A 24942-nucleotide genomic window follows, 5' to 3' on the forward strand; every position below is an offset into this window, starting at 1 on the left:
GCAGTTTATATCGATTGTAAATTGCCGCCGTTGGAATGCGCCTGATGCCGCTTATACAAACAAGACGCATCTGAAATTTCGAAAGCGCATCACACCTACCATGTCAGCAACGTCCGGAGACAATAGCGGCGATGCGGCAGGGCCGACACAAAGCCCTTCTGCAACAACGAGAAGTTTGACCATACGCGGGAGCCGGATCGACAGCCGCGAGCTGTTTGCGGCGGAGCGCGAGATCATCATCGCGCATGGCGAGGACGCCTAGCCTTCGCCTGACCTCGCAGAACAAGCTGATCCTGACGAAGTAACCTGCAATGACATTTTGTCGCACCCTCGTCGACACCACGAGCCTCTATCCGGCGGCCGCGCTGCACGACAAACCCAATGTCGGCTACATGCGCCAGATTTCGGCCGAGGGTGTGCTGGGCCTCAACCCGACCCTGATCCTGGCGATCCAGGGATCGGGCCCGCGCGAGACCATGGACCTCCTGGAGACGGCGAAGGTGCCGCTGGTGCTGGTGCCCGAGACCTTCTCGGAGGAAGGCCTGATCGAGAAGATCAAGCTGGTCGGCCATGCCATGGGCGTCGATGCTCGCGCCGAATGCCTGAGCACCGCAGTGGCTACGGATCTTGCGCAGCTGCGCGCACTGCGTGCCAAGGTCATGAAGCCGGTCCGCGTGATGTTCGTGATGTCGCTCCTGAACGGACGGGCGATGGTCGCCGGTCACAAGACCGCCGCCGACGAGATCATCCAGCTCGCGGGCGCCACAAACGCGGTCGAGGATTACGACGGCTACAAGAACATCGGCGACGAGGCGATCGTGGCCGCAAAACCCGACGTGGTGCTGTCGATCGAGCGCGGCAAGGATTCACTCCAGGCCGACGCGGTCTACACCCATCCCGGCTTCGCCTTGACGCCGGTCGCGGCCAACAAGAGTTTTATCACGATGGACGGGCTCTATCTGCTCGGCTTCGGCCCGCGCACGGCCGCGGCGGCCCGTGATCTCTCCGTCAAGCTCTATCCGGCATTGGCCGAGGGCGGCGCCTTCACGTCGGCTCTGTCGGCGGTGAATTGCCGGCAATGAGCGTGGCGATCGGGACGGACTCGCGGAGCCCGCGACGTGCGGGCGCAGGACGGCGATTTACGTCGATTGCCATTCCCCTGCTCCTGGCGATCCTCGCGGCCACCGCCATCGTCGCGCTGACCGTGGGCGCGGCCGGCATTCCCCTCTCCCGGCTGCCTGCTGCGCTCGGTCTCGCAGGCAACACCACCGCCGACGCCATGACGGCGCGCGACCAGCTCGTGTTGTGGTCGATCCGCATTCCCCGGATCGCGGCGACCGCGATGGTCGGCGGCTTGCTCGCCGCAGCCGGCGCCATCATGCAAGGACTGTTTCGCAACCCGCTCGCCGATCCCGCGCTGGTCGGCGTCTCCAGCGGCGGCGCGCTGGCGGCCGCAAGCGCGATCGTCTTCACCGATTCGCGCTTCGGCGAGACATTGCGCTTCCTTCAGACCGAGCTGTTGCCGCTCGCGGCCTTCGCGGGATCGCTGGTCACCACCGCGATCCTTTACGGCATCTCCAGCCGCGCGGGGCGGACCTCGATCGCGATCTTCCTGCTCGCCGGCGTCGCCATCACCGCCATCACCAATGCCGGCATCGGGCTGCTGGTGTTCATCGCCGACGACCGCCAGCTTCGCGACATTACTTTCTGGCTGCTGGGCTCGATGAGCGGCGCGACCTGGACCAAGGCCGCGGTGCTCGCGCCGATCCTCATCATCGGGCTCGGCGCCTGCGCGTATATTGCCCGCGGCCTCGACCTGCTGGTGCTCGGCGAGGCCGACGCGTTTCACGGCGGCGTCGACGTCGAGCGCCTCAAGCGGATCTCGATCGTCATGGTCTCCGCCATGACCGGGGTCGCGGTGTCGATCAGCGGCGTCATCGGCTTCGTCGGCATCGTCGTGCCGCATCTGCTCCGTCTCGTTATTGGACCTGCGCATCGCCTGCTGCTGCCGGCCTCGGTGCTGCTCGGCGCGATCCTGATGGTCGGCGCCGACACGCTGGCGCGCACCATCGTGGCGCCCGCGGAGATGCCGATCGGCATCTTGACGGCAGCGGTCGGCGCGCCGGTCTTCCTCGGCATCCTGCTGCGCCAGCGCGGGCTCGCCTCGCTATGAGCGCCGTGATCGAGGCGCGACGCTTAAGCAAGCGCGCCGGCCGCGCCACGCTGCTCGATGGTGTCGGCCTATCGGTTGAAGCAGGCGAGATGGTCGCGATCATCGGCCCGAACGGCGCCGGCAAGTCGACGCTGCTGCGGCTGCTCTCCGGCGATCTCCGCCCGAGCGAGGGCGAGGTGCACCTGAAGCAGCGCGACATAAGCAGTTATACGCCGCGCGAGCTTGCCGCGCGCCGCGCGATGCTGTCCCAGCACATCAACGTCACCTTCCCCTTCACGGTCGAGGAGATCGTGCTGATGGGCGCGGGCGACCGCAGCCTGCGCGATGCCGTGTCGCTCGTCGACGCCGCGCTGGACGAGGTTGGCCTCGCACATTTCCGCGAACGGCAATTGCCGACGCTATCGGGCGGCGAGCAGCAGCGCACCCATTTCGCCCGCGTGCTGGTGCAGCTCGCCTGCGGCGAGGCCGAGCATGGGCCGGGGCTCCTGCTGCTGGACGAGCCGACATCGAGCCTCGACCTGCGCCACCAGATCGACCTCGTCGAAGCCGCGCGCCGCCGCGCCACAGGCGGCACCGCTGTCATCGCGATCCTGCACGACCTCAACCTCGCGATCCGCTTCGCCGACCGGCTCATCGTCCTGAACGGCGGCAGGCTCGCCGCCGACGGCCCGCGCGCGGAAATCGTCACGCGCGAGACCATTCGCGACATCTTCGAAATCGACGCCGTCGTCCATCAGGCCGACGACGGCGTGCCTTACGTGTTGCCGCAATCGATGCGCGCGGCGGCGCGAGCCGAACTGCCGCCGCGGTGAAGATGCACTCCCTCTCCCCGCTTGCGGGGCGAGGTAAGAAGGACGGCGCCCCGCCTCGGTTCAGATCGGGCGCATTACCCCGCCGGCACGATCACCGTGATCTTGTCCTTGGGCCAGCGGATGCGCCAGGCGAACTTGATCTCCTTGATCTCGCCGGGTTTTGCGTCGAACGCCCATTCCAGCACGCCGCGCTTGTCGCGCAGATTGGTGGTCGTGGGCGGCGTGGTCGAGGACAGCATCTCGACGCCAATATCCTCGTTCTCGCTGACCGGAAGCTGATCCTCGATCGCGATGCGGATCGGGAAGTCGTGCCCGTTGCGAACGACGGTGCGGAACGAACGCGTGTCGGTCTTGGAGGACGCGATCACGCCGGCCGTGCCTTCGTTCTGCCTGATGACGGTGCGCTCGATCTTGATCTTGTCGTCGGCGCCGAAGCCGAGCCGGATCGCGTCGTTCCGCGCGGCGGTCGAGAATTTGCTGCGACCGACGAACGTGCCGTCGCGGAAGATCGCGACCTTGCCGGGCAGCAGATTGGTATCCTCGGCAAGCTTGAATGACGCCTCGAGGTAAGCGGTGGGATCCGCGACCGGGGCGGCGCGGATGGCGAGGTCAGGCGTCACCGTCATGGAGGAGATGAGCAGGCTCTTGGCGCCCTCATTGGCACCGAGACTGACGTGGCCGCTGATCTGATACACGGCCTGGAAATCGCCGATCTCGGCGTTGGCCTGCTGCTCGTCCGCGCGCTCACGCAGCTCGGGCTCCGCAGCTTTCGCCATCGCCGGAGATTGCGCCTGCCGCGTCATCGGCTGCGCGGGCATCGCCATGTCCGACGCCGTGCCCAATGCCAGCGGCTTCGGCAGTTGCGGATACCTCACCACCAGCGAATTCAGCTCCGGTGCGCTACCGCCGCGGCTGACGCGAACGGTGGAAACACCGAGGCTGACATTCGACCAGTCTTCGCCGGTCGACTGTGTCACCTCGGCGCGGCGAACCAGCTCGAGCTGCGGCTTGCGGTCCTTGGCACCAGTGTCGAGCCGGGCGTCATACAGCGGCAGCCAGCGCGCATTGCGGACTGCATAAGTCACCCGCAACGTCGCCTTGGTCGCGGCGGCGGCGGCGACATCGATGCGAACCTCGAGCTTGCTCGGCGGCTTGGCCGAACGCTCCGCTTCCAATTGCGCGAGCTGGCGATCGATCTCGCGCTGCTTTCGCGCGGCGTCGCGGATCGCGGTATCGGCGGTCGCGATCTCCTCGGCGACCGCGGTAAAGGCCGCGCGCCATTCGGTGATCGGCCGAGCCTCGCCCTTCTCGCCAAGGCCGGCGGGAGAAGCCTCCGCAAAGTGCTGCGCGAATTTGCGCCGGGCGTTGGCCGCGTCGATATCGCCTTGCAGATCGGCGCGCTGATCCTTCAACGCTTCGATGCGCTTGTCGAGCTCGGGCAGGTTGACGGGGAGCGCCGCGCGCGGCGGCCGCGCGTCGATGGTACCGATGGTGAGTTTTGCGCCCGCCTCGCCCTCGACACGCAGGGAGGACGGATCGAGCGAGAGCGGAAAGTCCTTGGCGACCAGCGTGCTGTCGCCGGAGGCGAGGTCCAGCGCGATGATACGGGTGACGGTGGCGCCGTCGGGATAGACCGTGACGGTGTCGATGGCCGATGTGGCGTCCACATCGGCGGCCCACGATGGCGACGCGGCCGCCATGGTCACCAGAACCAGGCTCGTTGTTGCCAAACATCTTGCGGTGATGCGCATAAAGTCCCTCCTGCCGTATCGCCGCGCCGCCAGCCGGACGCGTACGATCAAATGCCTCGCCAACATGGTTGGACGCGGCAGGGAAGGAACTGGTTCGATTGGGGTTTCCGTGGGGCGCCGCCGCGGCCGCACCAAGGCCGCGGAACGTGTCGTCGACTCGCGGCGAAGCCGTTAAACTCAGGTCCTTAAACCGGGGTGGGCGAACCCTGGCCGAAGATGCGGCGGAGCAGATCGGTCACGTTGCGGGCGCCGGCCTTCTTCAGGATGCCTGCGCGGTAGCCTTCGACCGTCCGCGCACTCAGATGTATGCGCCGGGCGATCTCCTTGTTGGTCAGGCCGGCAGCAAGGTGCTCGAGCACATCGACTTCGCGCCCGGTCAGGGGCTCGCAGCCGGGCAGCCAGCGTTGCCGGTTTGAACCCGGCTGCGCGAACTCGTCGATGGCGGCATCGATCCGGCCGACGACGTCGTGGGTGCGGAACGGCTTCTCGATGAAGTCGGCCGCGCCGCTCTTGATCGCGTCGACCGCCATGGCGATGCTGCCGTTCGCCGAGGTCACCAGAACCGGCGCCATGCAGTTCTCCTCGCGCAGGCGCTTGAGCACGTCGAGGGCGGAACGATCCGGCGGCATCTCCAGCAGCACGCAGGCCGGCATCCGCGCCTTGGCTTCCGACAGCAGCGACGCGCCGTCGGCAAAGCAGATCACGTCATAGGCGCTCTGTTGAAGCGCCATTGAAAGTTGTTCGCGGGAGGCTGCGTCAGTTTCAATGACGAATACCTCACCCTTGGAAAGCATGTTCCCCGGCATCATCCCGATCCAGCAATGTCTTGGTCAAATGGCCCGAGACGGCAGCGGGGCATCGTCGCGCTGCGCCGTCATACGCACGGCATTCACGCCCGTGCTTCGGTTTCCCTTATGTATGTTCCATCCTGTTCCCGGATTTGACGGATCGGGACAGAAACTTTACATTTCGGGACATCTGCGGGAATGGCTGACAGGAACGGGTCGCATGACCGACCTCATGCGCAGCGCAGGCTTGAGCTACTACCCGGATGTCGCCCGGTCGGTCGGACTCGACCCCAAACAGATGATGCGCAAGGTCAGGCTGCCGCTGGCCGTGCTCGATAAGCCCGATACCCCCATTGCCGTGACCAGCCTGCGCCGGCTGCTCGAATTGTCGGCAGAGGCGTCGGGTGCCGAAGATTTCGGCTTGCGGCTCGCCGAGCGCGGCGGGCTGACCAATTTCGGCGCGGTCGGCCTGATCGTGCGTGAACAGGCGACCGTCAGTGAGGCCATCGAAGCGTTCTCGCGCTTCATCCACGTCCATCACGACGGCATGAAGCTGGACGTCACCCGCAACAAGCAGACCGTGACCGTCACGCTGCATCTGCGCGGCCGGCAGCCGACCGCGCCGCGCCAGTCGATCGACATGGCGCTCGGCAGCATCCACCGCATCATCCAGTCGCTGTTCAGCAGCGATTGGCGGCCGCTCGAGGTGCATCTGCATTATCCGCCGCCACACGACCGCAAGCGCTACCGCGACTTCTTCGGTTGCCGCGTCACCTTCAATGCCGATGACGATGCGATCCTGTTGTCGGCGCATGACATGGAGCGGCGGATCCCGAGCGCGCATCCGCTGATCGCGAGCTATCTGCGCAAGCGGATCGAGGCGATCGAGACGCGGCCGGCAAGCTGGGAGGAGAAGGTCGACGAGGTGGTACGCATCCTGCTCGCAAGCGGCGACTGCACGGTCGAGCGCGTGGCCGAGCATCTCGCCTGCACCCGCCGCACCATCCATCGGCACCTCGCCGCATCGGGCACCAGCTTCTCGGCGATCCTCGACGCGCAGCGCGCCGATCTCGTGACCCAGCTGATCGACGACCCCGGCCGGCCGCTGGCCGATATCGCCACCCAGCTCGGCTTCTCCGCGCAGAGCGCGATGGCGCGCTGGTTCCGTGGCCGCTTCGGCTGCACCATCACCGCATGGCGCAAGGGCGTGCGGCCGCTGGCCAAGCCCGCCGGCGTTCCCTCGGCGTCCGCGGCCTAGGCTCAGCGTGCCGGAGTGGGCACGCCCGTGATGGCAAGGGCGCGCCGGGGGCTGCCGGCGAGCAGCGGCCCGAACGCAATCGCAAAGCCGAGGAACGCGACGACCCATCCGCAGGCGGCGATGTGCAGCAGGACATCGCCATGCGCAGGCAACACCACGGCAGCGACCCGCGCCAGCGCCGCGACGATGATCGCAGCGTAAATCCCCTGCGTCGCGGGCGAGGCCGTCAACGCCTGTCCGGTATGCCCGAGGCTCGCGCGCGTCATCACCGCAAGCGTCATGGTTCCGGCCGCGCCAGCCATCCAGGCGTGAATGCCCGCGCTCGGCGGCAGCGCGCCGAAGACCGCCAGGGCATGCAGCAGGAAGCCCAGCGGCACGAAGACGTAACCGACATGCAGGATCAGCAGCAGCCGCTCGCGCGTGGTGCGGTCGCCAGCCCAGCGTGCAAGCCGGACCAGATGCAGCCCGCCGACCAGTGCCATCACCGCGCCGGAGACCGTGTTCAGCGGCGCCACGATCCATGCGATCAGCGCGAGCGCGCTCAATCCGATCACTGCGCCGTCGAAGCGCCCGAACGGCACCGGCAAGCGGCCGGGATTGAACTTGACCAGCCAGTTGCGGGTGAAGCTCGGGATGATGCGGCCGCCGATCAGCGAGATCAGCAGCACGACCACGCCGATGCCGACGCGGATGCTGACATCGGCTGCGCCCTCGAAGTGCGCTTCGAGATGGAAGGCGACGTTACCGGCGAGCAGCACCAGCACGAGCACCACCACCGGCAGATTGCGCCAATTGCCGCCCGCGATGATTTCGCGCGTGGCCGCAGCAACGACCAATGCCAGGAAGGCGGCATCGACAACGAGTGCGAACGCCCAACCGATATCGGCGGACAGGGTCACTGCAAAACGTCCGGCCAGCCACACCACCAGCAGCGCGCCCAGCGACGCCCCCTGGATCGGCAGCCGCCCGGTCCAGTTCGGAATCGCCGTGAACAGGAATCCCGTGATCACCGCCGGCAGGAAGCCATAGAGCATTTCGTGGACGTGCCAGTCGCGCGGCGCGAACGCGGAACTGACCGACAATTCGCTGTAGAACATCGGCAGCCACGCCAGGACAGAAAGCCCCGCCTGGATCGCGGCGAGCAGAAAAAACGGCCGAAAGCTGTTCGCAAACAGCGGCCAGCCCTCAAAGTTACGGGATCGGGCGCCAGCCATGGGGGCAACTCCTGTGAATTCGGACGGTCACCTGGATCGTCATTTGGAAAAATACTGCCGTCCGGCCGGCCCGTTTTGCGCTATCGCAAACTGCCTGACGAATACAGGTGCCATCACACTCCCGAGCGCCAAGGAGGCAGAATGGCCAAGGTCGACACATCGCTGGTTGCGCATTTGCCGCTGTTTTCCGGCGTCAAGCCGGAGGACCTCGAGGAAATCCTGCGCGAGGCCCGCTCGGCGCGGTACCCCAGGAACGCCGCCATTTTCGAACAGGGCGCTGACGCGCAATCCTTCTTCCTGCTGCTGCACGGCCATGTCCGCGCGGCCAAGACCACCCCGACCGGCGAGCAGATCGTGGTGCGCTATGTCGCCCCCGGCGAGACCTTCGGGCTCGCGATGGCGATTGGAGCCGCGCACTATCCGGCGACTGCGATGGCGGTCGACGACAGCGTGGTGCTGATCTGGCCGAATTCGGCCTGGCCGCGGCTGATCGAGCGGTTTCCGGCAATCGCCGCCAACACGCTGCAAACCGTCGGCGCGCGGCTGCAGGAGAGCCACACCCGCATCCTGGAAATGTCGACCCAGCAGGTCGAGCAGCGCGTCGCACATGCGCTGCTGCGGCTCGCAAAACAGTCCGGCAAGAAGCTCGACCACGGCATCGAGATCGACTTCCCGATCAGCCGACAGGACATCGCGCAGATGACGGGCACCACGTTGCACACCGTCAGCCGCATCCTGAGCGGCTGGGAGAGCCAGGGCCTCGTCGAGAGCGGCCGCCAGCGCATCATCCTGCGCGATCCGCACAAGATCGTCGTGCTGGCGGAGCGTACGGCGGACGGCAATTCTGCGTAAGATAGGGGTGAGGGCGCTTCCGCTTACGGCGCAAGCCCGCCCTCACCCGGGAATCCGCACGCGACCCGTGCGAACTCCAACCCGCCTCACGCCGGCACGCATTCGCACAGCGCAGCGAGGAATTTGTCGCGATCGATGCCATGCTCGCGGCAGGCGTCTTCCACGGTATGGAAGGTCGCGATCGGACAGCCGACGCAAGCCATCCTGAAGGCGAGGAACACGCGGATCGTGTGCGGTGCCGCACGCATGATGTCATCGACCAGATCGTCGGATCGGAAGGGCATGGACAACTCCGTTCCGAAGTGACGATAGCGGAGGGGCTCCGAGCTTCTTTGTTGAAGCGCAAGCTGGTGGTTGCTTCTCCCTCTCCCCGCAAGCGGCAGGGCTATCGCATATGAGAAAACGTGGCGGGAAGCTCGCCCGCGGCCATCCTTCGAGACGCCCGCCTCCGGCGGGCCCTCAGGATGAGGACGGAGTACGTGGTTACTATTTCGACAGGCAAAGCTGCCGCTCGGCCTCATCCCGAGGAGACCGCGAAGCGGTCGTCTCGAAGGACGAGGCGCTCGCTCGGACCCCGCCAAGCTCATACGCAAAAGTCCCTGCCGTAGGCGGCGCGAGGTGAGTTACACCGCCCTGCTGTGCAACTGCTTGCCCGGATCCAGATGCGCGTCGAACGCCGCGGCGACGCTGCGGACCAGGAAGCGCGAGTCGCTTGCGACCGCGAGACGGTCGCCATCGAGCCTGACGATGCCGTCCGAGATCAACGGCTTCAGGCGCGCGGCCGATTGCAGCATCGCCTCGGGTTCCGCGCCATGGCGCGCACAGATGTCGCCGAGATCGGCGCCGAACTCGCACATGATGCGCTCGATGATGTCGGCGCGGAGCCGGTCGTCGTCGGTGAGCCCGTAGCCCTTCGCGGTGGCGAGGCGGCCGGCGGCGACGCTCTGCGCGTAGGCGCCGATCTGCACCTGGTTCTGCACATAGCCCTGCGGCAGATGTCCGATCGCGCTCGCGCCGAACCCGAGCAGGACTTCGCCCTTGTCGGTGGTGTAGCCTTGGAAATTGCGCCGCAGCGTCCGGTCCTCGAAGGCCACGGCCATGGCGTCGTCGGGGCGCGCGAAATGGTCGAGCCCGATCTGCACGTAGCCGGCCTCCTTCAGCGCATTGGCGATCGCGCATGCCTGGTCATGACGCGCGAGGCCGTCGGGCAGCACGGCCTCGTTGATCATGCGCTGGTGCTTCTTGAAATCAGGCACATGCGCATAGCCGAACACCGAGAAACGATCGGGCCCGAGTTCGAGGCTGCGCCGAACGGTGTCCAGGCAGGACGCGACGGTCTGGTGCGGCAGCCCGTAGATGAGGTCGAAGTTGATCCCGTTGATGCCGGCGCGATGCAGCCTCTCGACGACGGAAGCCGTCTGCTCATAGCTCTGCACGCGATTGATCGCGCGCTGCACGACTGGATCGAAGCTCTGCACGCCCAGGCTGGCGCGGTTGACGCCGGAGAGCCGCATGGCCTCCACCATCTCCGATGTCAGCGTGCGCGGGTCGATCTCGACCGCGATCTCGGCCGAGGGCAGCACGAAGAACGAATGGCGCATCGCCGCCATCAACTCGGCAAAAGCCTCCGGCGCCATGATGGTCGGCGTGCCGCCGCCGAAATGGATGTGCTCGACTTTGATGCGGCGGCCGATGGTCTCAGACACCTGCGCGATCTCGCTGCGCAGCGTTCGCTGATAGGCGGCGATCAGCCCGTCGCGGCGGACGATCTGGGTATGGCAGCCGCAGTACCAGCACATCTCGCGGCAGAACGGCACGTGCAGATAGAGTGACGCGCTGGCGCCTGCCGGGAGTCCGGCGAGCCATTCGGCATAAGTATCCGGGCCGACCGCCGGCGAGAAATGCGGCGCGGTCGGATAGCTCGTGTACCGCGGCAATCTCTCTTCGCCGTAGCTCGCTGCGAGATCGGTCCTCATATCTTACCCATTCGTAAATCGATGCCGCGCGGTGGCGCGGCAAATCCCGGATGGCATTGGATGACCCGTTTTCGGGCGGACCACCTTGCGCTCGCTCAAAGTCCGAGCGCCGGATCGGAGCCAAGATCACGTTCAATCATGACTCACTGGAGATAGGCCATGGCGTCGCTCGCGCTCGATCTCGTTCTCTGGCTCACCGGCGTTCGCGGTCATATCCCGCGCTTCGACGATTTTCGTCCCGCCCCCGCGGCACCCTCCGTCGGCGCAGGTTATCTCGTGCGGGTGCTGGCGATCCATCTTTGCCGCGCTGTCGCTCGCGGTCTGGGGCACGGTCTGGATTGCGATCCAGCTTCTCTGATCGACAACCATAGATTCACAATCGCGCATAGCTGAACATGCGAACGATTTGCCGCTGGCGCAACTGACGCCACGCGACGTCGTGCGCTTCGCACTGCCGATACGCGCTTCGGTAAACCTCCTAAGGATTTTACCGGAGGCGAATTCGGCAAAAGCTTGTCGCAGCGCAAACACTCTTGCCGTAACAGGCGCAGACTGCATCCGTCATCAAAACCCTTTCAGATGAAGGATGCTTCCGATGTTCACCCGCAGAGCCGCATTGATCAGCGCCGCCGCGACCGCCCTGATGCTCGCGACACCCACGTTCGCCGCCGGCGACCTCAAGCTGCCGCGGCAGAAGGTCGAGCTGGTCGCCCCGCCCTTCGTGCACGCGCACGAGCAAGCGACGACGCAGGGGCCCAAGATCGTCGAGTTCAAGCTCAACATCGAGGAGAAGAAGGTCGTCATCGACGACAAGGGCACCACGTTCCAGGCCATGACCTTCAACGGCTCGATGCCGGGTCCGCTGATGGTCGTGCATGAAGGCGACTATGTCGAGGTGACGCTGGTCAATCCCGCGACCAACACCATGCCGCACAACATCGACTTCCACTCCGCGACCGGCGCCCTCGGCGGCGCTGAGCTCACGCTGGTCAATCCCGGCGAGCAGGTCGTGCTGCGCTGGAAGGCAACGCGGACCGGCGTGTTCGTCTATCACTGCGCCCCGGGCGGCCCGATGATCCCCTGGCATGTCGTCTCCGGCATGAACGGCGCGGTGATGGTGCTGCCGCGCGACGGACTGAACGACGGCAAGGGCCACGCGCTGAAATACGACAAGGTCTACTATGTCGGCGAGCAGGACATGTATGTGCCGCGCGACGAGAAGGGCAACTTCAAGTCCTATGATTCGCCGGGCGAAGCCTTCACCGAGACCGAAGAGGTGATGAAGAAGCTGATCCCCTCCCACGTCGTGTTCAACGGCAAGGTCGGCGCGCTCACCGGCAAGAACGCGCTGACGGCCAAGGTCGGCGAGAACGTGCTGATCGTGCATTCGCAGGCCAATCGCGACAGCCGTCCGCACCTGATCGGCGGCCATGGCGATTATGTCTGGGAGACCGGAAAATTCTCCAACGCGCCTGAGACGGGCCTCGAGACCTGGTTCATCCGCGGCGGCTCGGCGGGAGCTGCGCTCTACAAGTTCCTGCAGCCCGGCATCTACGCCTATGTCACGCATAATCTGATCGAGGCAGCCGACCTCGGCGCCACCGCGCACTTCAAGGTCGAAGGCAAGTGGAACGACGATCTGATGACCCAGGTGAAGGCGCCCGCGGAGATACCGGCTCCCAACACCAACTAGACGTGACAGGGGGCCGGTCATCGCCGGCCCCTTCCTTCTTCGGGGGACGACCATGCTGATCGCATTCAAGCTGAAACTGCTGCTCGCCTGCGCCGCAGGGCTCGCAGGGCCGATCGCTGTGGCGCCGCTGGTCTCGGACATGGCGGTGCATGGTACGGCGACGGAGCCTGCGATCGTCAGGGTCGCGCCGGGCGGTCTCTCCTATCGCGAGGCCGGCGATTTCACCCGCGCGGGGCTGCAGGCCGAAGTGCCGCTGCGCGCAATGCGCTTCAACCGGCCGCTGCACATCATGCGGCACCAGGTCTCGTCATCCGACTATCAGCTTTGCGTGCAGGATGGCGCGTGCCGCGCGCTCGATCGCGGCGTCGCGATTGCGTCCGATCGTCCCGCGGTCCAGGTGAGCTGGCACGATGCGCAGGCCTATGCGGGCTGGCTGTCGCGCAAGACCGGCCACACCTATCGCCTGCCGAGCGACGCGGAATGGGCCTTTGCGGCCGGCTCCCGGTTCAGGGACGACGGTGCGCCTGTGGACGCAGACGATCCTTCAAAGCGCTGGCTCAGACGTTACGAGCGTGAATCCGAGCGCGACCTCTCCGACACAACGGCCTATCCGTTCGGCAAGTTCGGTGCGAACGAGCATGGAATCGAAGATCTCGCCGGCAATGTCTGGGAATGGACCTCGACCTGCTTCGTGCGCTCGCGGATCGACGCAGCCGGCAATGCCGGCCGTGCGACTGTAAATTGCGGCGTGCGCGTCGCCGAGGGTGCGCACCGCACCTACGTCACCGACTTCATCCGCGACGCTCGCGCCGGTGGCTGCGCACAGGGCGTGCCGCCCGCCAATCTCGGCTTCCGCCTGGTGCGCGAGGAGCCGTCATGGGTCGCAAGCGTGTCGGCGCGGTGGGGCAAGGTGTGGGCGGCAAGGTCGTGATCGCGTAGCCCGCGCGCACATGTCACACCCTCGATGTCATCGCCCGACTTGATCGGGCGATCCAGTATTCCGAGACGGCAGTGATAGAACCGAGAAGCCGCAGCGTACTGGATGCCCCGCCGTCGCGGGGCATGACAATGTCAAATGCGAAGACCAAGTGTGCTCAAATCGTTCGCGCAAACATGCGAAATCCGGGCGCGCCGATGATCGCCTCGAACGCGGGATCGCGCTTCTCTTCGACGAAGACAAATCCTGCCTTGGCGTAGGCGCGTTCGGCCGGCTGATTGCCGATCAGGAACGATATCGTCGCGCGGGCAAATCCGGCCGCTCGTCCCTTATCCAGTGCGTGCGCAAGCAACGCCTGCACGAGGCCGCGACCGCCATAGGCGGGATCGGTCGCGACGTGCTCGATCATCCAGTCGCCCTCGCCGCCCTGAACCCAGCAGGCGCGCGTGTAGGTGCCGCGGCGACGGATGGCTTCCAGCTCCGGCGCGGCCAGCCCGGTCGCGGCACCGACCTCCTCGATGGCACGCCAGGCCGCAGGTCCCGTGCCGGCCGCCGGCAGTGCGCACAACGCGGCAGCAGGCTTGCCATCGATCTCGGCGATCAGGAATTGCGAGACATGCCACATCGACACCGCGTGTGCGGTCGTGATGCGCGCGATGAAATCGCGGCACTGTGCCTGGGGCCAGCCGAGCGAGACGTCGAACCAGCCGCGCGGCCGATAGCCGCGCTGCGACGACAGGATGGTTTGTGCGATGAAATCGGCGTCTTCGGGACGCGCAGACCGTATCGTCATGCGCGCCCCCGTTGCGACGACCTTACGTGTTCTTCAGCGCGACGCGGAATTCGGCTTCGGTCTTGGCCTTGACCTCGTCGAGCGAGACGCCGTCGGCGAGCTCGATCAGCGCCATGCCGCCGTCGCCGTGCTTGTCGATGGTGAAGACCGCGAGATCGGTGACGACCATGTCGACCACGCGCTCGCCGGTCAGCGGCAGATTGCACTTCTTCAGCAGCTTCGAGCCGTCCTTGGCCGAGTGCTCCATCACGACGACGACGCGCTTGACGCCGGCGACGAGATCCATCGCGCCGCCCATGCCCTTGACCATCTTGCCGGGGATCATCCAGTTGGCGAGATCGCCGTTCTGGGCCACCTGCATGGCGCCAAGGATCGACAGGTCCATGTGGCCGCCGCGGATCATCCCGAAAGAATCCGCGCTCGAGAAATACGAGGTCGACGGCAGCTCGCTCACGGTCTGCTTGCCGGCATTGATGAGGTCGGCATCCACCTCGTCCTCATAGGGGAACGGGCCCATGCCGAGCATGCCGTTCTCGCTCTGGAGGCTGACATCGACGCCGTCGGGGATGAAGTTCGAGACCAGCGTCGGGATGCCGATGCCGAGATTGACGTAGTAGCCGTCGCGCAGTTCCTTGGCGGCGCGCGCAGCCATCTGTTCACGGGTCCAGGCCATGTAAGTCTCCTGACGCTTAAGCGGCGGTGCGCGGGCGGGTGTTGCGGAATTCGATGCGCTTCTTGGCCGTGCCGACCTCGACGATGCGCTTCACGAAGATGCCGGGCGTGTGGATGTGGTCGGGATTGAGTTCACCGGCCGGAACCAGATGCTCGACCTCGGCGACCGTGATCTTGGCGGCGGTCGCCATCATCGGATTAAAGTTACGCGCGGTCTTGCGGTAGATGAGGTTGCCGGCGGTGTCGCCCTTCCAGGCGTGCACGATGGCGAGGTCGGCGAACAGGCCGCGCTCCATCAGGTACTTCTCGCCATCGAACTCCTTCACTTCCTTGCCTTCGGCGATCAGCGTGCCGACACCGGTCTTGGTGTAGAAGGCCGGGATACCGGCGCCGCCGGCGCGGATGCGCTCGGCCAGCGTGCCCTGCGGATTGAATTCGAGTTCCAGCTCGCCGGCCAGGAATTGCTGGGCGAACAGCTTGTTCTCGCCGACATAGGACGAGATCATCTTCTTGATCTGGCGGGTTTCGAGCAGGCGGCTGAGGCCGATGCCGTCGACGCCGGCATTGTTGGAGACGACCGTCAGGCCCTTGACCCCGGACTCGCGGATCGCGTCCGACAGCTCCTCGGCGATGCCGCAGAGGCCGAAGCCGCCCGACATGATCATCATATTGTCTTTCAGAACGCCTTCGAGAGCCGACTTGGCGTCGGGATAGACCTTGTTCATGCAAATAACCTTCGGGTGAACCTTCGGCTGGCAGGCGTCGCGCCTCATTGGCGGCGATTATTAGGCGAAATCCTCCAAAGCCGTCAATGATACGGGGTTCTCCGTTCCGCCCTCCGGTGATAGAAGCTGCCCACGCCGTGGGCAGAACCGTCCGCGGCCTTGAAAGCGACAAGAAAACCCATCAAGTTGCGGGGGTTGGGCGTGGGCACGCAGGTTTCCGGTCCGCCCTTCTGGCTCCCGCGACCAACCCGATCAGGACATGCCATTGACCATGGCCCAAGGAATGAAGCGCCTCGGGACGCCGATCGCGGCGCTGCTCGGCCTCGCGCTGATCGCCCTGATCGCGACCTCCTGGCTCATCAACCGCGACGCGCTGCGCAAGGCGGTGGAAACGCAGATCCGCGACGTCACCGGGCTCGAGCTCAGCGTGGCAGGCAGCAGCGACATTTCGCTGCTGCCGGCGAGCTACATTTCCTTCCATGACGTCGGCCTGAAGGGCGGCGGCACCAGCGATCCCGCGCTCCATGTCGACGTGCTCACCGCCAATCTCCGGCTGCTGCCGCTGCTGCTGCAGCGGTTCGAGATCGCCGACCTGACCCTGCTGCGGCCGCGCATCCATGTCAGCCTGAAGCAGGATGGCGAAAGCAACTGGACGCCCTTCATCCAGACCATTGCGCGCACCATGAAGCCGGGCGCCGAGAACCAGGTGTCGTTCTCCGAGATCAGGATCCAGGACGGTGTGCTCAATTACGAGGACGCCACCACCCACGCCGCCGAGAAGTTCGAGGACATCGACCTGTCGCTGGCCTGGCCCTCGATCTCGCGATCCTTCGCCGCGACCGGACAATTCGACTGGCGCGGCGAGCGCGTCGACGGCTCGATCAGCTTCGCCGATTTCGTCGCCGCCCTCTCCGGCGACCGCTCCGGGCTGAAGGCGCGGATCGCCAGCGCCCCGCTCAAGCTTGCCTTCGACGGCAGCGTCGCCAACCGCACCAGCCCGATGATGGAAGGCACGCTCACCATCGACAGCCCGTCCTTGCGCAACGCGCTGCGCTGGACCGGTCAGCCGCAGCCCGGCAGCGGCGGCTTCGGCCGCTTTGCGCTGAAGGCGCGCGCCAATGTCGTCGGCGCCTCGATCGCGCTCACCAACGTCAATGTCGAGCTCGACGGCAACACCGCCGAGGGCGTGATGACCTACGCCAATAACGGCCGGCAGACGCTGCAAGCGACGCTTGCCGCCGACGCGCTCGACTTCACACCCTATATCTCGACCTTCCGCCTGCTCGCCAGCGGCGCCCGCGACTGGAACAGGCAGCTGTTCGATCTCAACGGGCTTCCGACCACCGACCTCGACATGCGCCTGTCGGCAGCAAGGCTGACAGTCGGGACGTCGAAGCTCGGCCGCACCGCGATCGGCGCCAATCTGCGCAACGGCACGCTGGCGCTCTCGGTCGGCGAAGCTCAGGTCTATGGCGGCATCGCCAAGGGCTCGTTCGGGATCGCGCGCTCCGACACCGTCGCCGACGTCAAGGCGCAATTCCAGTTCACCGATGTCGATCTCCAGGCCTGCGCCTCCGAATTGTTCGGCCTCAACAAGCTGTCCGGCCGCGGCAACATCAACGTCTCGCTGCTGGCCTCCGGCTCCAGCCCGTTCGGCCTCGTGCAGTCGCTCGACGGCACTGCCACCGTGACCGGGCACGACGGTGCGATCTCGGGCTTCAACGCCGAGCAGCTCCTGAAGCGGCTGGAGCGGCGGCCGCTGTCGGGTGGCGGCAATTTCCGCAACGGCTCGACCCCTTATGACACCCTCACCGTCGCGGTGAAATTCTCCGATGGGATCGCCACCGCCGAGGACATCCGCATCGAGGGGCCGGCTGCGAAGATCACGCTGACGGGCACTGCCTCGGTGCCGACGCGCGAATACGACATGAAGGGCGTGGCGAGCCTCAACACGACGTCCGGCTTTCAGTTGCCCTTCATGGTGCAGGGTCCCTGGGACGATCCGCTGATCTTCCCCGACCCCGAAAGCCTGATCCGCCAGTCGCCTGCGGCGTCCCCCTTCCTGGACCTCCTGAAGCGGCGCATCACCGGCGAGAAGCACCCTGCGCCGACAGATTCGCCGACGGCCGAGAACGCCAAGGAAAACGCGAAGTCGAATTAGCCCGGAGCGGATCGGCTACGCGGGACGTCTCCACCAAAGCATGAGAAGCGTCCGTATTTCGCCACGATGATTTCATACCTGAGGTTGAGGCAGGATGAGACATCGCCCAATGGGAAGTTTTGGAAGATGCCGGGTGGCCGCGATCGTCGCGGCTCTCGCCTTCACGACCATGGTGAACGCGCAGAACGTTTCGCAGCCGAACGCCGGTGATCGGCCCCCCGCTCCACTCCTGCCCGCCGGGAAAGTCATTTTCGACGCCGCTGTGGCTCGTGCGAACCAAGGCACGAATGGCTTCGGCTCACCCCCTTCGTTTCCACTGCCCTCGTGCGGATTCCCTCACGGCCTGTGCGGCGCGGTGAACCGCGACGGTACGCTTGCGGTGCCGCCCGAATATGATTGGGTCGATACCTTCCATGAAGGCCGCGCGCTGGTGCGATCGAACGGCCGCTACGGCTATGTCGACACAAGCGGTCGCGTGATCGCAAAGCCGCAATATCCGATCGCAGATCGCTTCTCTCGCGGATTTGCGCAGATCGACGTCGGCGGACGGTCCGGCCTGATCGACTTGGACGGTAAGACGGCGCTTGAGCCCAAGTTCGGCTACGTCGTTCCCTTCACCGAGAGGGTCTTCTTTGCCACCGAGAGACGGACCACATCGGAAGGCATTGCGGGCACGGAGCAATTCATCCACGGGATTTTTGAACTGTTCGGCGCGATCGCAGACAGCAGGACGATCGCGGCGGCAGGCAAATGGGGTCTCGTGGACCGCTCCGGCGCCTGGCTTGTTCCGCCCTCTCTCGACGCGATCCTGCCGTATGACACCGACAGTTCAGCGCTCATGCTGGCAAGGGTCGAATCCGGATGGGGCGCGATACGTCCCGACGGGAGCTGGGAGCTCGAACCAAAATTCCAGCATCTTGGTTCGTTCGTCGACGGGATGGCCTCCGCAAAGATCAATGACCGCTGGGGTTTCATCGATCGCTCGGGACGCTTCAAGATCGAGCCAAAATTTGAGAGCGTCCATCAATTTTCACGCGACGCCAGATTTACGCCTGCCCGCCTGAAGGGGAGATCGGGCCTGATAAATCGTTCCGGCGAATGGGTCGTCCAGCCCCAGTACGAGAGCATATTTTTGAAGGAGACCACGAAAGGGTCCTGGGACATTCAGAACGAGAAGAAGCACGGCCTTCTCGATGAAGACGCCAAGGTCGTTGTCCCGCCCTCGTTCGACCTTGCATTCGGACGATGCGCCAACGGGCGTATTGTCGGTGAGATCGACAAGAAGCCGCGGATTCTCGACGAGGATGGTAGGCCGATCGAACCGCAGGAAGGTGAGCTATCAAGGCCCGTGACCTGCGACGGACCTTATATCCTCAAGATCGGCGATAAATTTGCCTATGCGTCAGCCGATCTCACGCCGATGACGTCGCAGCGGTTTGATCGTGCCGGCCCCTTCTACAACTCTCTTGCCGTCGCCGGTCTTGGTAACAAGTTCGGATTATTGCGAGCTGATGCCACCTGGGCCGTCGAGCCCATTTTCGACGCGATCTCGCCCGGATTGCCGAACGGTTCGGTTCTGGCGCGAGCGGGTGACAGGAACGGCATCATCGATGCCTCGACTGGTGCGTGGATCACCACGCAGCGTTTTGAACGCATCTGCCACATCCGCCCTGATATGGCCATGGCATTCGAGGATGGCAGACGCGGCATCCTCGATGCCCACGGTTCATGGTTGATCAAGCCACGGGATGGGCGGATCGGCATTCGGCTCCAGGACGGCCTGGTCCCGGCGCAATCGGGTGAGCGCTGGGGCTTTGCCGACGTGGAGGGGACGCTGGCAATCGAGGCAAGATATGACGCGCCCACGTTCTTCGATCGCGGCATCAATTGGGCCAGAACCGGTGAAGCCTGGTGTCCAATCGATCGCAGGGGACAGCCGATCGAAGGCCTTCAATGCCAGCCGTCGGACCCGCTGAAAAGACAGTTCGGCGTATTTGCGTGTCAGCTCTGAGGCCCTGAGCCCCTCATGCGAATTGATCCGGCCGAATTGATGCGGCGATTGGATCGATGCGCGGATTAAGCATCTCCGCTGGCCCGACACCCCACGACCTATGTCTGACAAGATGCCGCTAGATCGGCTGACGGCCATGCGCTAGTGTTTTATACGACCGGTTAAAAACACCGGCCGTTTGAGGGAGAAAAACGTGAGATCCAAGGTTATTGGCGCAGTTTCATTGGCGGTCGCTGCGGTTGGGCTTTTTGCGGCCACTGCACCCGCCTTTGCGCAGCAGAAAACGATCACGGTCTGGTGGGGCAAGGGCTTCTATCGGTCCGAAGACGACGCGCTGATCGAGACGATCAAGAAGTTCGAAGCCAAGACCGGCATCAAGGTCGAATTGTCGCAGTACGCGATCCAGGACATGATTCCGAAGACGGTGGCCGCGCTCGATGCCGGCACCGTGCCCGATGTCGCCTATTCCGATTCCTACGACGTGCAGGCGCAGGGCAAGTGGGCCTATGAGGGCAAGCTCGAGGACCTCACGGACGTCATGGAGCCGATCAAGGGCCGGTTCGTGCAGAACACGCTGGACGCGTCGATCCTCTATAACGACGTCACCAAGAAGAAGGCCTATTACGGCTTCCCGCTGAAGCAGCAGAGCATGCATGTCGAGATCTGGAACGACATGCTGGAGAAGGCCGGCTTCAAGCTGAGCGACATCCCGACCGACTGGGCGGGCTACTGGACGTTCTGGTGCGACAAGGTGCAGCCGGGTATCCGTAAAGCCACCGGCCAGCGCATCTACGGCGTCGGCCAGCCGATGGGCGTTGAATCCACCGACGCCTTCCAGTCGTTCTACACCTTCATGGACGCCTACCACGTCAAGCTGGTCGACGACGACGGCAAGCTCCTGGTCGACGATCCCAAGGTGCGCGAGAATCTGATCAGCGCGCTGAAGGATTACACCGACACCTATATCAAGGGCTGCACGCCGCCCTCTTCCACAACCTGGAAGGACCCCGATAACAACGTCGCCTTCCACAACAAGACCATCGTGATGACCCACAACTTCACGATCTCGATCGCGGCGAAGTGGTTCGAGGACTCGCAGAACCAGGCGCTCACGCAGGAGCAGCGCGACGCCGGCAAGAAGGCCTATGAGCAGGACATCGTCACGGCGTCCTTCCCGAAGGCGCCCGACGGTTCGACCATCCGCTACCGCTCCGACGTCAAGACCGGGCTGGTGTTCACCGCGGCCAAGAACAAGGCCGAGGCCAAGCAGTTCATCAGCTTCCTGCTCCAGGAAGAAAATGTTCGCCCCTATATCGAGGGCGCGCTCGGCCGCTGGTTCCCGGTGACCAAGGAAAGCCAGGCCAGCCCGTTCTGGCAGGCCGACAAGCATCGCAAGGCGGTCTACGCCCAGTTCACCGGCGGCACTGCCGCGTTCGACTTCACCAAGAACTGGAAGTTCACGATCCTCAACAACGAGAACGTCTGGGCCAAGGCGATGAACCGGGTCGTCAGCGAAAAGGTCCCGGTCGACAAGGCCGTCGACGAGCTGATCGTCCGCATCAAGCAGGTTGCAGGCTAAATCTTCTTTCTTCCTCTCCCCGCTGGCGCGGGGAGAGGCGAAACGCTAACACCGGCCGCCTCGTGCGGCCGGAAGTCCTTTCAAAGAGTCCTGAAGAATGGCGATTACGCTCTCTGGCGATCAGTCGATGCCCGCTCCGCCCTTGTCGTCGCGGCTGACCCCGGCGCAGGTCTGGGGCATCGTGCTGCTCGCGCCCTATCTGCTCGTTTTCCTCGCCTTCGTCGTCTATCCCGTCTGCTACGGGCTGTGGCTGGCGCGGGCCCCGTCGAATTATGTCGCGCTGTTTCACGATCCGATCTTCGCGCGCGCCGCGGTCAACACGCTGATCTTCCTGGTCATCGGCATCAACATCAAGATGCTGATCGCGTTGTTCCTGTCCGGCTTCTTCGCGCAGCAGCGCACCTGGATCAAATGGCTCTCGGTGATCTTCATCCTGCCCTGGGCGGTGCCGTCGATCCCGACCATCCTGTCGGTGCGCTTCATGTTCAATCCCGAATGGGGCGTGGTCAACCACCTCATCTTCTCCCTCACCGGCGATGACGGCCCGAACTGGCTGAACGACCCGACCGTGGCGCTGAGCATGGCGATCGGCGTGCACATCTGGAAATCACTGCCGTTCTGGACGCTGATCCTGATCACCGGACGCCTTGCGATCGCGCACGATCTGTTCGAGGCCGCCGAGGTCGATGGTGCGAGCTGGTGGCAGAAATTCCGCTACATCACCTGGCCGTCGATGCAGACGCTCTACATCACCTGCACACTGCTCTCGATGATCTGGACGCTCGGCGATTTCAACAGCGTCTATCTGCTCACCGGCGGTGGCCCGGCTGACCTCACGCACGTGCTGGCGACGCTCGGTATCCGCTATCTCCGGCTCGACCAGCTCTCGCTCGCGATGGCCTCCATCGTCTGCGCGATGCCGTTCGTCCTGCCGCTCGTGTACTTTATGATGAAACGGTTGTCGCGATGAAGCTTCCCGGCGTAAGCGAATTTTCCTGGCGCGACGTCGCGATCGAAGCGCGGCTGCTGCTGATCGGTATTCCCGTCTTCCTGTGGACGATGATTCCGATCTACCACATGTTCCTGTTCGCGATCTCCCCGAAGGAGGACGCGTTCTCGGGCAAGCTGTGGCCGGATCATCCGACGCTCCACAACTTCGAGATAGTGTTCAAACAGCAGCACTACTTCCTGCGCGACTTCTACATCCAGTTCTGGAACTCGACGGTGATCGCGGTCTCTGTCGGCGTGCTGACGCTGTTCATCGCCACTGCCGCGGCGTTCGCGATCTCGCGATTGAAGGTGCCGGGCGGCCGCACCGTGTTGAACCTCGCGCTCTTCACCTATTTCATCCCCGCGGCGTTCCTCGCCGTGCCGATGTACCGCACCATGGGCAATTACGGCCTGCTCAACAATCACTGGTCGCTGATCCTGGCCATGGTGACGATCGCGAGCCCCTACGCGATCTGGGTGCTCAAGCAGGCCTCCGACAAGCTGCCGGTCGAGCTGGACGAAGCCGCGGTGATGGACGGCGCCACGACGCTCCAGATCTTCCGCCTGGTCTACCTGCCGCTGATGATGCCCTCGCTGGTCGCGATCGGCACCTATGCGGTGCTGCTCGCCTGGAACGAATATCTCTATGCGTTCCTGCTGCTGTCCAACGACCGCGAGATCACCCTCCCCGTCGCGCTCGGCAACTTCCTCGCTGCCGACGATTCGCCCTGGGAGCTGTTGATGACCACCGGCTTCATCTACGCGCTGCCGCCGGCCGCGGTCTATTACGCCTTCCGCCGCTACATGGTGGGCGGGCTCACGGCAGGCGCGGTGAAGTCCTGACAATCGAGAGCCTCGTTCCGATGGAATCGGAACGGGGCTCTCGATTCTTGCTTTGACGCGTTTTCTTTACGCGAACCGGTGTCCACTTCGCTCGAAAACGCTCCGGGACGCATCGCGTCGCCGCAAGCAGGGCGTTCGAGCGACGACGTGGACAATTGCGGGTTGTTCACACCTGCTCTAACCTCGCAGCCCTGTCACGGGGCACGTCACCATGCGCGGCAACGACGCGATCCATCTCGGCCTGATGCTGCTGGCGTTCGCGGCGTCCTATCTGGTGCCGTTCGAACTGCTGCTGCTGGCCTATGTCGTGCTCGGCCCGGCGCACTACTTCACCGAGATCTCGTGGCTGCACGATCGCAGCTATTATCTGCCCCACCGCGGGATCGCGGCGGTCCTCGCGATCATCGCCGTGATCGCGGCGCTGATCGACAACGCCTCGTGGTTCGGCCTTGCGATGTGGGGCGCGCTGGTCGTCTGCGCCATGCTGGCAGCCACGACCTCCGCAATCGAGAGCATGCTGCTGTTCATGGTGGCGATCGCCCTGTCCGCGATCATGTATTCGAGCGGATCGTCGCTTGCGGTCATCGGCACCCTGATCCCGACCCTGATCCACGTCTCGCTGTTCACGCTGGTCTTCATGGTGCTCGGCGCGCACCGGTCGGGCAGCCGCGTGCAGGCTGCGCTGGTGGTCGTCTATGTGCTTGCGGTCGCCACGATCCTGTTGCTGCCGCCAACGGCCGAAATCCGGATCTCGAGCTTTGCCCGGGTCGGGCAGGACTATTTCGGCAATGTCGGTCCGGCGCTGGGCCGGCTGTTCGGAGTCCCCGGCCTCGTCCTCGACGCCCGGCTGACGAGCCTGCTCGCTTTTGTCTACACCTACCACTACCTCAACTGGTTCATCAAAGCCGACGTCATCCGCTGGACTGAGGTGCCCAAGGCGCGGCTGGCGGCGATGGCCGCTGCAAGCCCCGCCTCCACCGCGCTGTACTTCTACGACTACGCTTTCGGCTTCACCTTCCTGCTGGCGCTGAGCCTGATTCACATCCTGCTCGAGTTTCCGCTCGACAGCCTCGCGCTGCGGCAGTTCGGTGCCGCGATGCAGGGCGTGGTGCGCGCGCGATACGCGGGGCCCATCGCGGCCTCCGCGACGCGGTCGCGTTCTACAGGCACCAAGGCCGCGAAACGCGCAACCCGGTCACGCTGATCATCTCTCCGCGCTCTTGCGTCGATACGCGACCAGCAGGGCGATCGTCGAGCCGATGAAGTAGCCGGCGGTCGCGCCCGAGATGGCGCGGCCGGCGACGATCGCCAGCGCGCGGTCGCCCGCATCGATCGCCGAGATCACGCCGACCGCATATTGCGCGGCGAAGACAATCAGGTTGCGGACCAGACCAAATGGACTGCCCGGACGGATGATCCGCCCGGTCGCGTGATCGACGTCGAACGGGCGCGGCGTCAGCACGCCAAGCGGCAGCAGCGCGAGCGCGGCCGCGATCCATGCGACCAGCGGCCAAACGCTGTCTTGGTGGCCGAAGCCGAGCCGCGAAATCCCCCAGACGATGAATAAGACCGGCACGATTAGCGCGCGCCAGATCGGCGTCCTGCACGGACGCATCGCCTGAACGCCCTGCCACATCAGAAAGGCGAGCAGCATCCAGACCCAGACCGGCGTATGGATCAGGATCTGGTAGGCGAATGTCATGATTGCTCCTCG

At 64.8% G+C, this 24942-nt stretch carries 23 protein-coding genes; 14 read left to right on the forward strand and 9 right to left on the reverse strand.

Translation table 11 applies throughout. From position 1 onward, the window contains the following. The first annotated feature begins 311 nt into the window (after positions 1–311). From HAP41_RS39905 to HAP41_RS39915, 3 genes are read left to right on the forward strand one after another with little or no spacing between them, the layout of a single operon-like run. Positions 312–1082, forward strand: a complete 771-nt coding sequence (locus HAP41_RS39905) for a heme/hemin ABC transporter substrate-binding protein (RefSeq protein WP_224580611.1) — start codon at positions 312–314, stop codon at positions 1080–1082. Then, entirely contained in the window at positions 1079–2173 is a 1095-nt protein-coding gene (locus HAP41_RS39910; RefSeq protein WP_166080196.1) for a FecCD family ABC transporter permease, read from the forward strand. The genes HAP41_RS39905 and HAP41_RS39910 overlap by 4 nt, the downstream gene beginning before the upstream one ends. Then, a complete protein-coding gene (locus tag HAP41_RS39915) occupies positions 2170–2985 on the forward strand; it encodes a heme ABC transporter ATP-binding protein (protein ID WP_166080188.1) in 816 nt (271 codons plus the stop codon). Before HAP41_RS39910 ends, HAP41_RS39915 begins: the two co-directional genes overlap by 4 nt. Before the next feature lie 74 nt (positions 2986–3059). On the opposite strand, the gene HAP41_RS39920 is transcribed toward HAP41_RS39915, so the two are convergent. Next, positions 3060–4736, reverse strand: a complete 1677-nt coding sequence (locus tag HAP41_RS39920) for a mucoidy inhibitor MuiA family protein (RefSeq protein WP_166080181.1) — start codon at positions 4734–4736, stop codon at positions 3060–3062. A 185-nt stretch (positions 4737–4921) separates the two neighbouring features. After that, a complete protein-coding gene (locus HAP41_RS39925; RefSeq protein ID WP_071917156.1) occupies positions 4922–5542 on the reverse strand; it encodes a response regulator transcription factor in 621 nt (206 codons plus the stop codon). 202 nt (positions 5543–5744) lie between these two features. Between HAP41_RS39925 and HAP41_RS39930 the strand changes: the two genes are divergently transcribed. Continuing rightward, entirely contained in the window at positions 5745–6782 is a 1038-nt protein-coding gene (locus HAP41_RS39930; RefSeq protein WP_166080159.1) for an AraC family transcriptional regulator, read from the forward strand. A 2-nt stretch (positions 6783–6784) separates the two neighbouring features. Here the strand turns inward: HAP41_RS39930 and HAP41_RS39935 are convergent, their stop codons facing one another. Then, the gene (locus HAP41_RS39935) at positions 6785–7996 is read right to left on the reverse strand and encodes an NnrS family protein (protein ID WP_166080154.1); all 1212 of its coding nucleotides are present in this window, start codon (positions 7994–7996) and stop codon (positions 6785–6787) included. Between the two features lie 141 nt (positions 7997–8137). Here HAP41_RS39935 and HAP41_RS39940 point away from each other — a divergent pair, with 141 nt between their 5' ends. After that, positions 8138–8848: a Crp/Fnr family transcriptional regulator gene (locus tag HAP41_RS39940; protein WP_038954878.1), complete on the forward strand. Its 711-nt coding sequence runs from the start codon at positions 8138–8140 to the stop codon at positions 8846–8848. An 86-nt stretch (positions 8849–8934) separates the two neighbouring features. Here HAP41_RS39940 and HAP41_RS39945 read toward each other — a convergent pair whose 3' ends face one another. Beyond that, a complete protein-coding gene (locus HAP41_RS39945; protein WP_014492467.1) occupies positions 8935–9132 on the reverse strand; it encodes a DUF1858 domain-containing protein in 198 nt (65 codons plus the stop codon). Positions 9133–9471: 339 nt separating this feature from the next. After that, positions 9472–10824: an oxygen-independent coproporphyrinogen III oxidase gene (hemN, locus tag HAP41_RS39950; RefSeq protein WP_166080134.1), complete on the reverse strand. Its 1353-nt coding sequence runs from the start codon at positions 10822–10824 to the stop codon at positions 9472–9474. Positions 10825–10983: 159 nt separating this feature from the next. Between hemN and HAP41_RS39955 the strand changes: the two genes are divergently transcribed. The 3 genes from HAP41_RS39955 (at position 10984) to HAP41_RS39965 (ending at position 13448) form a co-directional block, all read left to right on the forward strand. Continuing rightward, a complete protein-coding gene (locus HAP41_RS39955) occupies positions 10984–11217 on the forward strand; it encodes a hypothetical protein (RefSeq protein WP_224580610.1) in 234 nt (77 codons plus the stop codon). Between the two features lie 202 nt (positions 11218–11419). Then, positions 11420–12517, forward strand: coding sequence for a copper-containing nitrite reductase (gene nirK / locus HAP41_RS39960; RefSeq protein ID WP_063986094.1), 1098 nt, complete (start codon positions 11420–11422; stop codon positions 12515–12517). A gap of 52 nt (positions 12518–12569) precedes the next feature. After that, positions 12570–13448 (forward strand): formylglycine-generating enzyme family protein, encoded by an 879-nt coding sequence (locus HAP41_RS39965; RefSeq protein WP_166080120.1) that lies wholly within the window; start codon positions 12570–12572, stop codon positions 13446–13448. Between the two features lie 163 nt (positions 13449–13611). Here the strand turns inward: HAP41_RS39965 and HAP41_RS39970 are convergent, their stop codons facing one another. The 3 genes from HAP41_RS39970 to HAP41_RS39980 are packed head-to-tail and all read right to left on the reverse strand — an operon-like array spanning position 13612 to position 15644. Further along, positions 13612–14247: a GNAT family N-acetyltransferase gene (locus HAP41_RS39970; protein WP_166080115.1), complete on the reverse strand. Its 636-nt coding sequence runs from the start codon at positions 14245–14247 to the stop codon at positions 13612–13614. A gap of 22 nt (positions 14248–14269) precedes the next feature. After that, on the reverse strand, positions 14270–14920 hold the full coding sequence (locus HAP41_RS39975) for a 3-oxoacid CoA-transferase subunit B (RefSeq protein WP_011089829.1): 651 nt from the start codon (positions 14918–14920) through the stop codon (positions 14270–14272). Positions 14921–14936: 16 nt separating this feature from the next. Then, positions 14937–15644 carry a CoA transferase subunit A gene (locus HAP41_RS39980; RefSeq protein WP_028151658.1) on the reverse strand — a complete coding sequence of 236 codons (708 nt, stop codon included), beginning with the start codon at positions 15642–15644 and terminating at the stop codon, positions 14937–14939. Between the two features lie 271 nt (positions 15645–15915). On the opposite strand from HAP41_RS39980, the gene HAP41_RS39985 reads away from it, so the two are divergent. The 6 genes from HAP41_RS39985 to HAP41_RS40010 all read left to right on the forward strand — a co-directional run bounded on the left by HAP41_RS39985 (position 15916) and on the right by HAP41_RS40010 (position 24432). Continuing rightward, positions 15916–17805 (forward strand): AsmA family protein, encoded by a 1890-nt coding sequence (locus HAP41_RS39985; RefSeq protein WP_166105499.1) that lies wholly within the window; start codon positions 15916–15918, stop codon positions 17803–17805. 355 nt (positions 17806–18160) lie between these two features. Further along, positions 18161–19816, forward strand: coding sequence for a WG repeat-containing protein (locus HAP41_RS39990; protein WP_166080089.1), 1656 nt, complete (start codon positions 18161–18163; stop codon positions 19814–19816). Positions 19817–20009: 193 nt separating this feature from the next. Further along, on the forward strand, positions 20010–21395 hold the full coding sequence (locus HAP41_RS39995; protein WP_028151660.1) for an ABC transporter substrate-binding protein: 1386 nt from the start codon (positions 20010–20012) through the stop codon (positions 21393–21395). A 97-nt stretch (positions 21396–21492) separates the two neighbouring features. After that, positions 21493–22365: a carbohydrate ABC transporter permease gene (locus tag HAP41_RS40000; RefSeq protein WP_063981138.1), complete on the forward strand. Its 873-nt coding sequence runs from the start codon at positions 21493–21495 to the stop codon at positions 22363–22365. Further along, the gene (locus tag HAP41_RS40005; RefSeq protein ID WP_028151662.1) at positions 22362–23228 is read left to right on the forward strand and encodes a carbohydrate ABC transporter permease; all 867 of its coding nucleotides are present in this window, start codon (positions 22362–22364) and stop codon (positions 23226–23228) included. Before HAP41_RS40000 ends, HAP41_RS40005 begins: the two co-directional genes overlap by 4 nt. Before the next feature lie 211 nt (positions 23229–23439). Then, a complete protein-coding gene (locus tag HAP41_RS40010) occupies positions 23440–24432 on the forward strand; it encodes a hypothetical protein (RefSeq protein ID WP_166080044.1) in 993 nt (330 codons plus the stop codon). On the opposite strand, the gene HAP41_RS40015 is transcribed toward HAP41_RS40010, so the two are convergent. Next, entirely contained in the window at positions 24433–24930 is a 498-nt protein-coding gene (locus HAP41_RS40015) for a DUF6622 family protein (RefSeq protein ID WP_166080042.1), read from the reverse strand. Positions 24931–24942 lie beyond the last annotated feature (12 nt).

It is taken from the genome of Bradyrhizobium barranii subsp. apii, from assembly GCF_011516635.5.
Classification (GTDB): Bacteria; Pseudomonadota; Alphaproteobacteria; order Rhizobiales; family Xanthobacteraceae; genus Bradyrhizobium; species Bradyrhizobium barranii.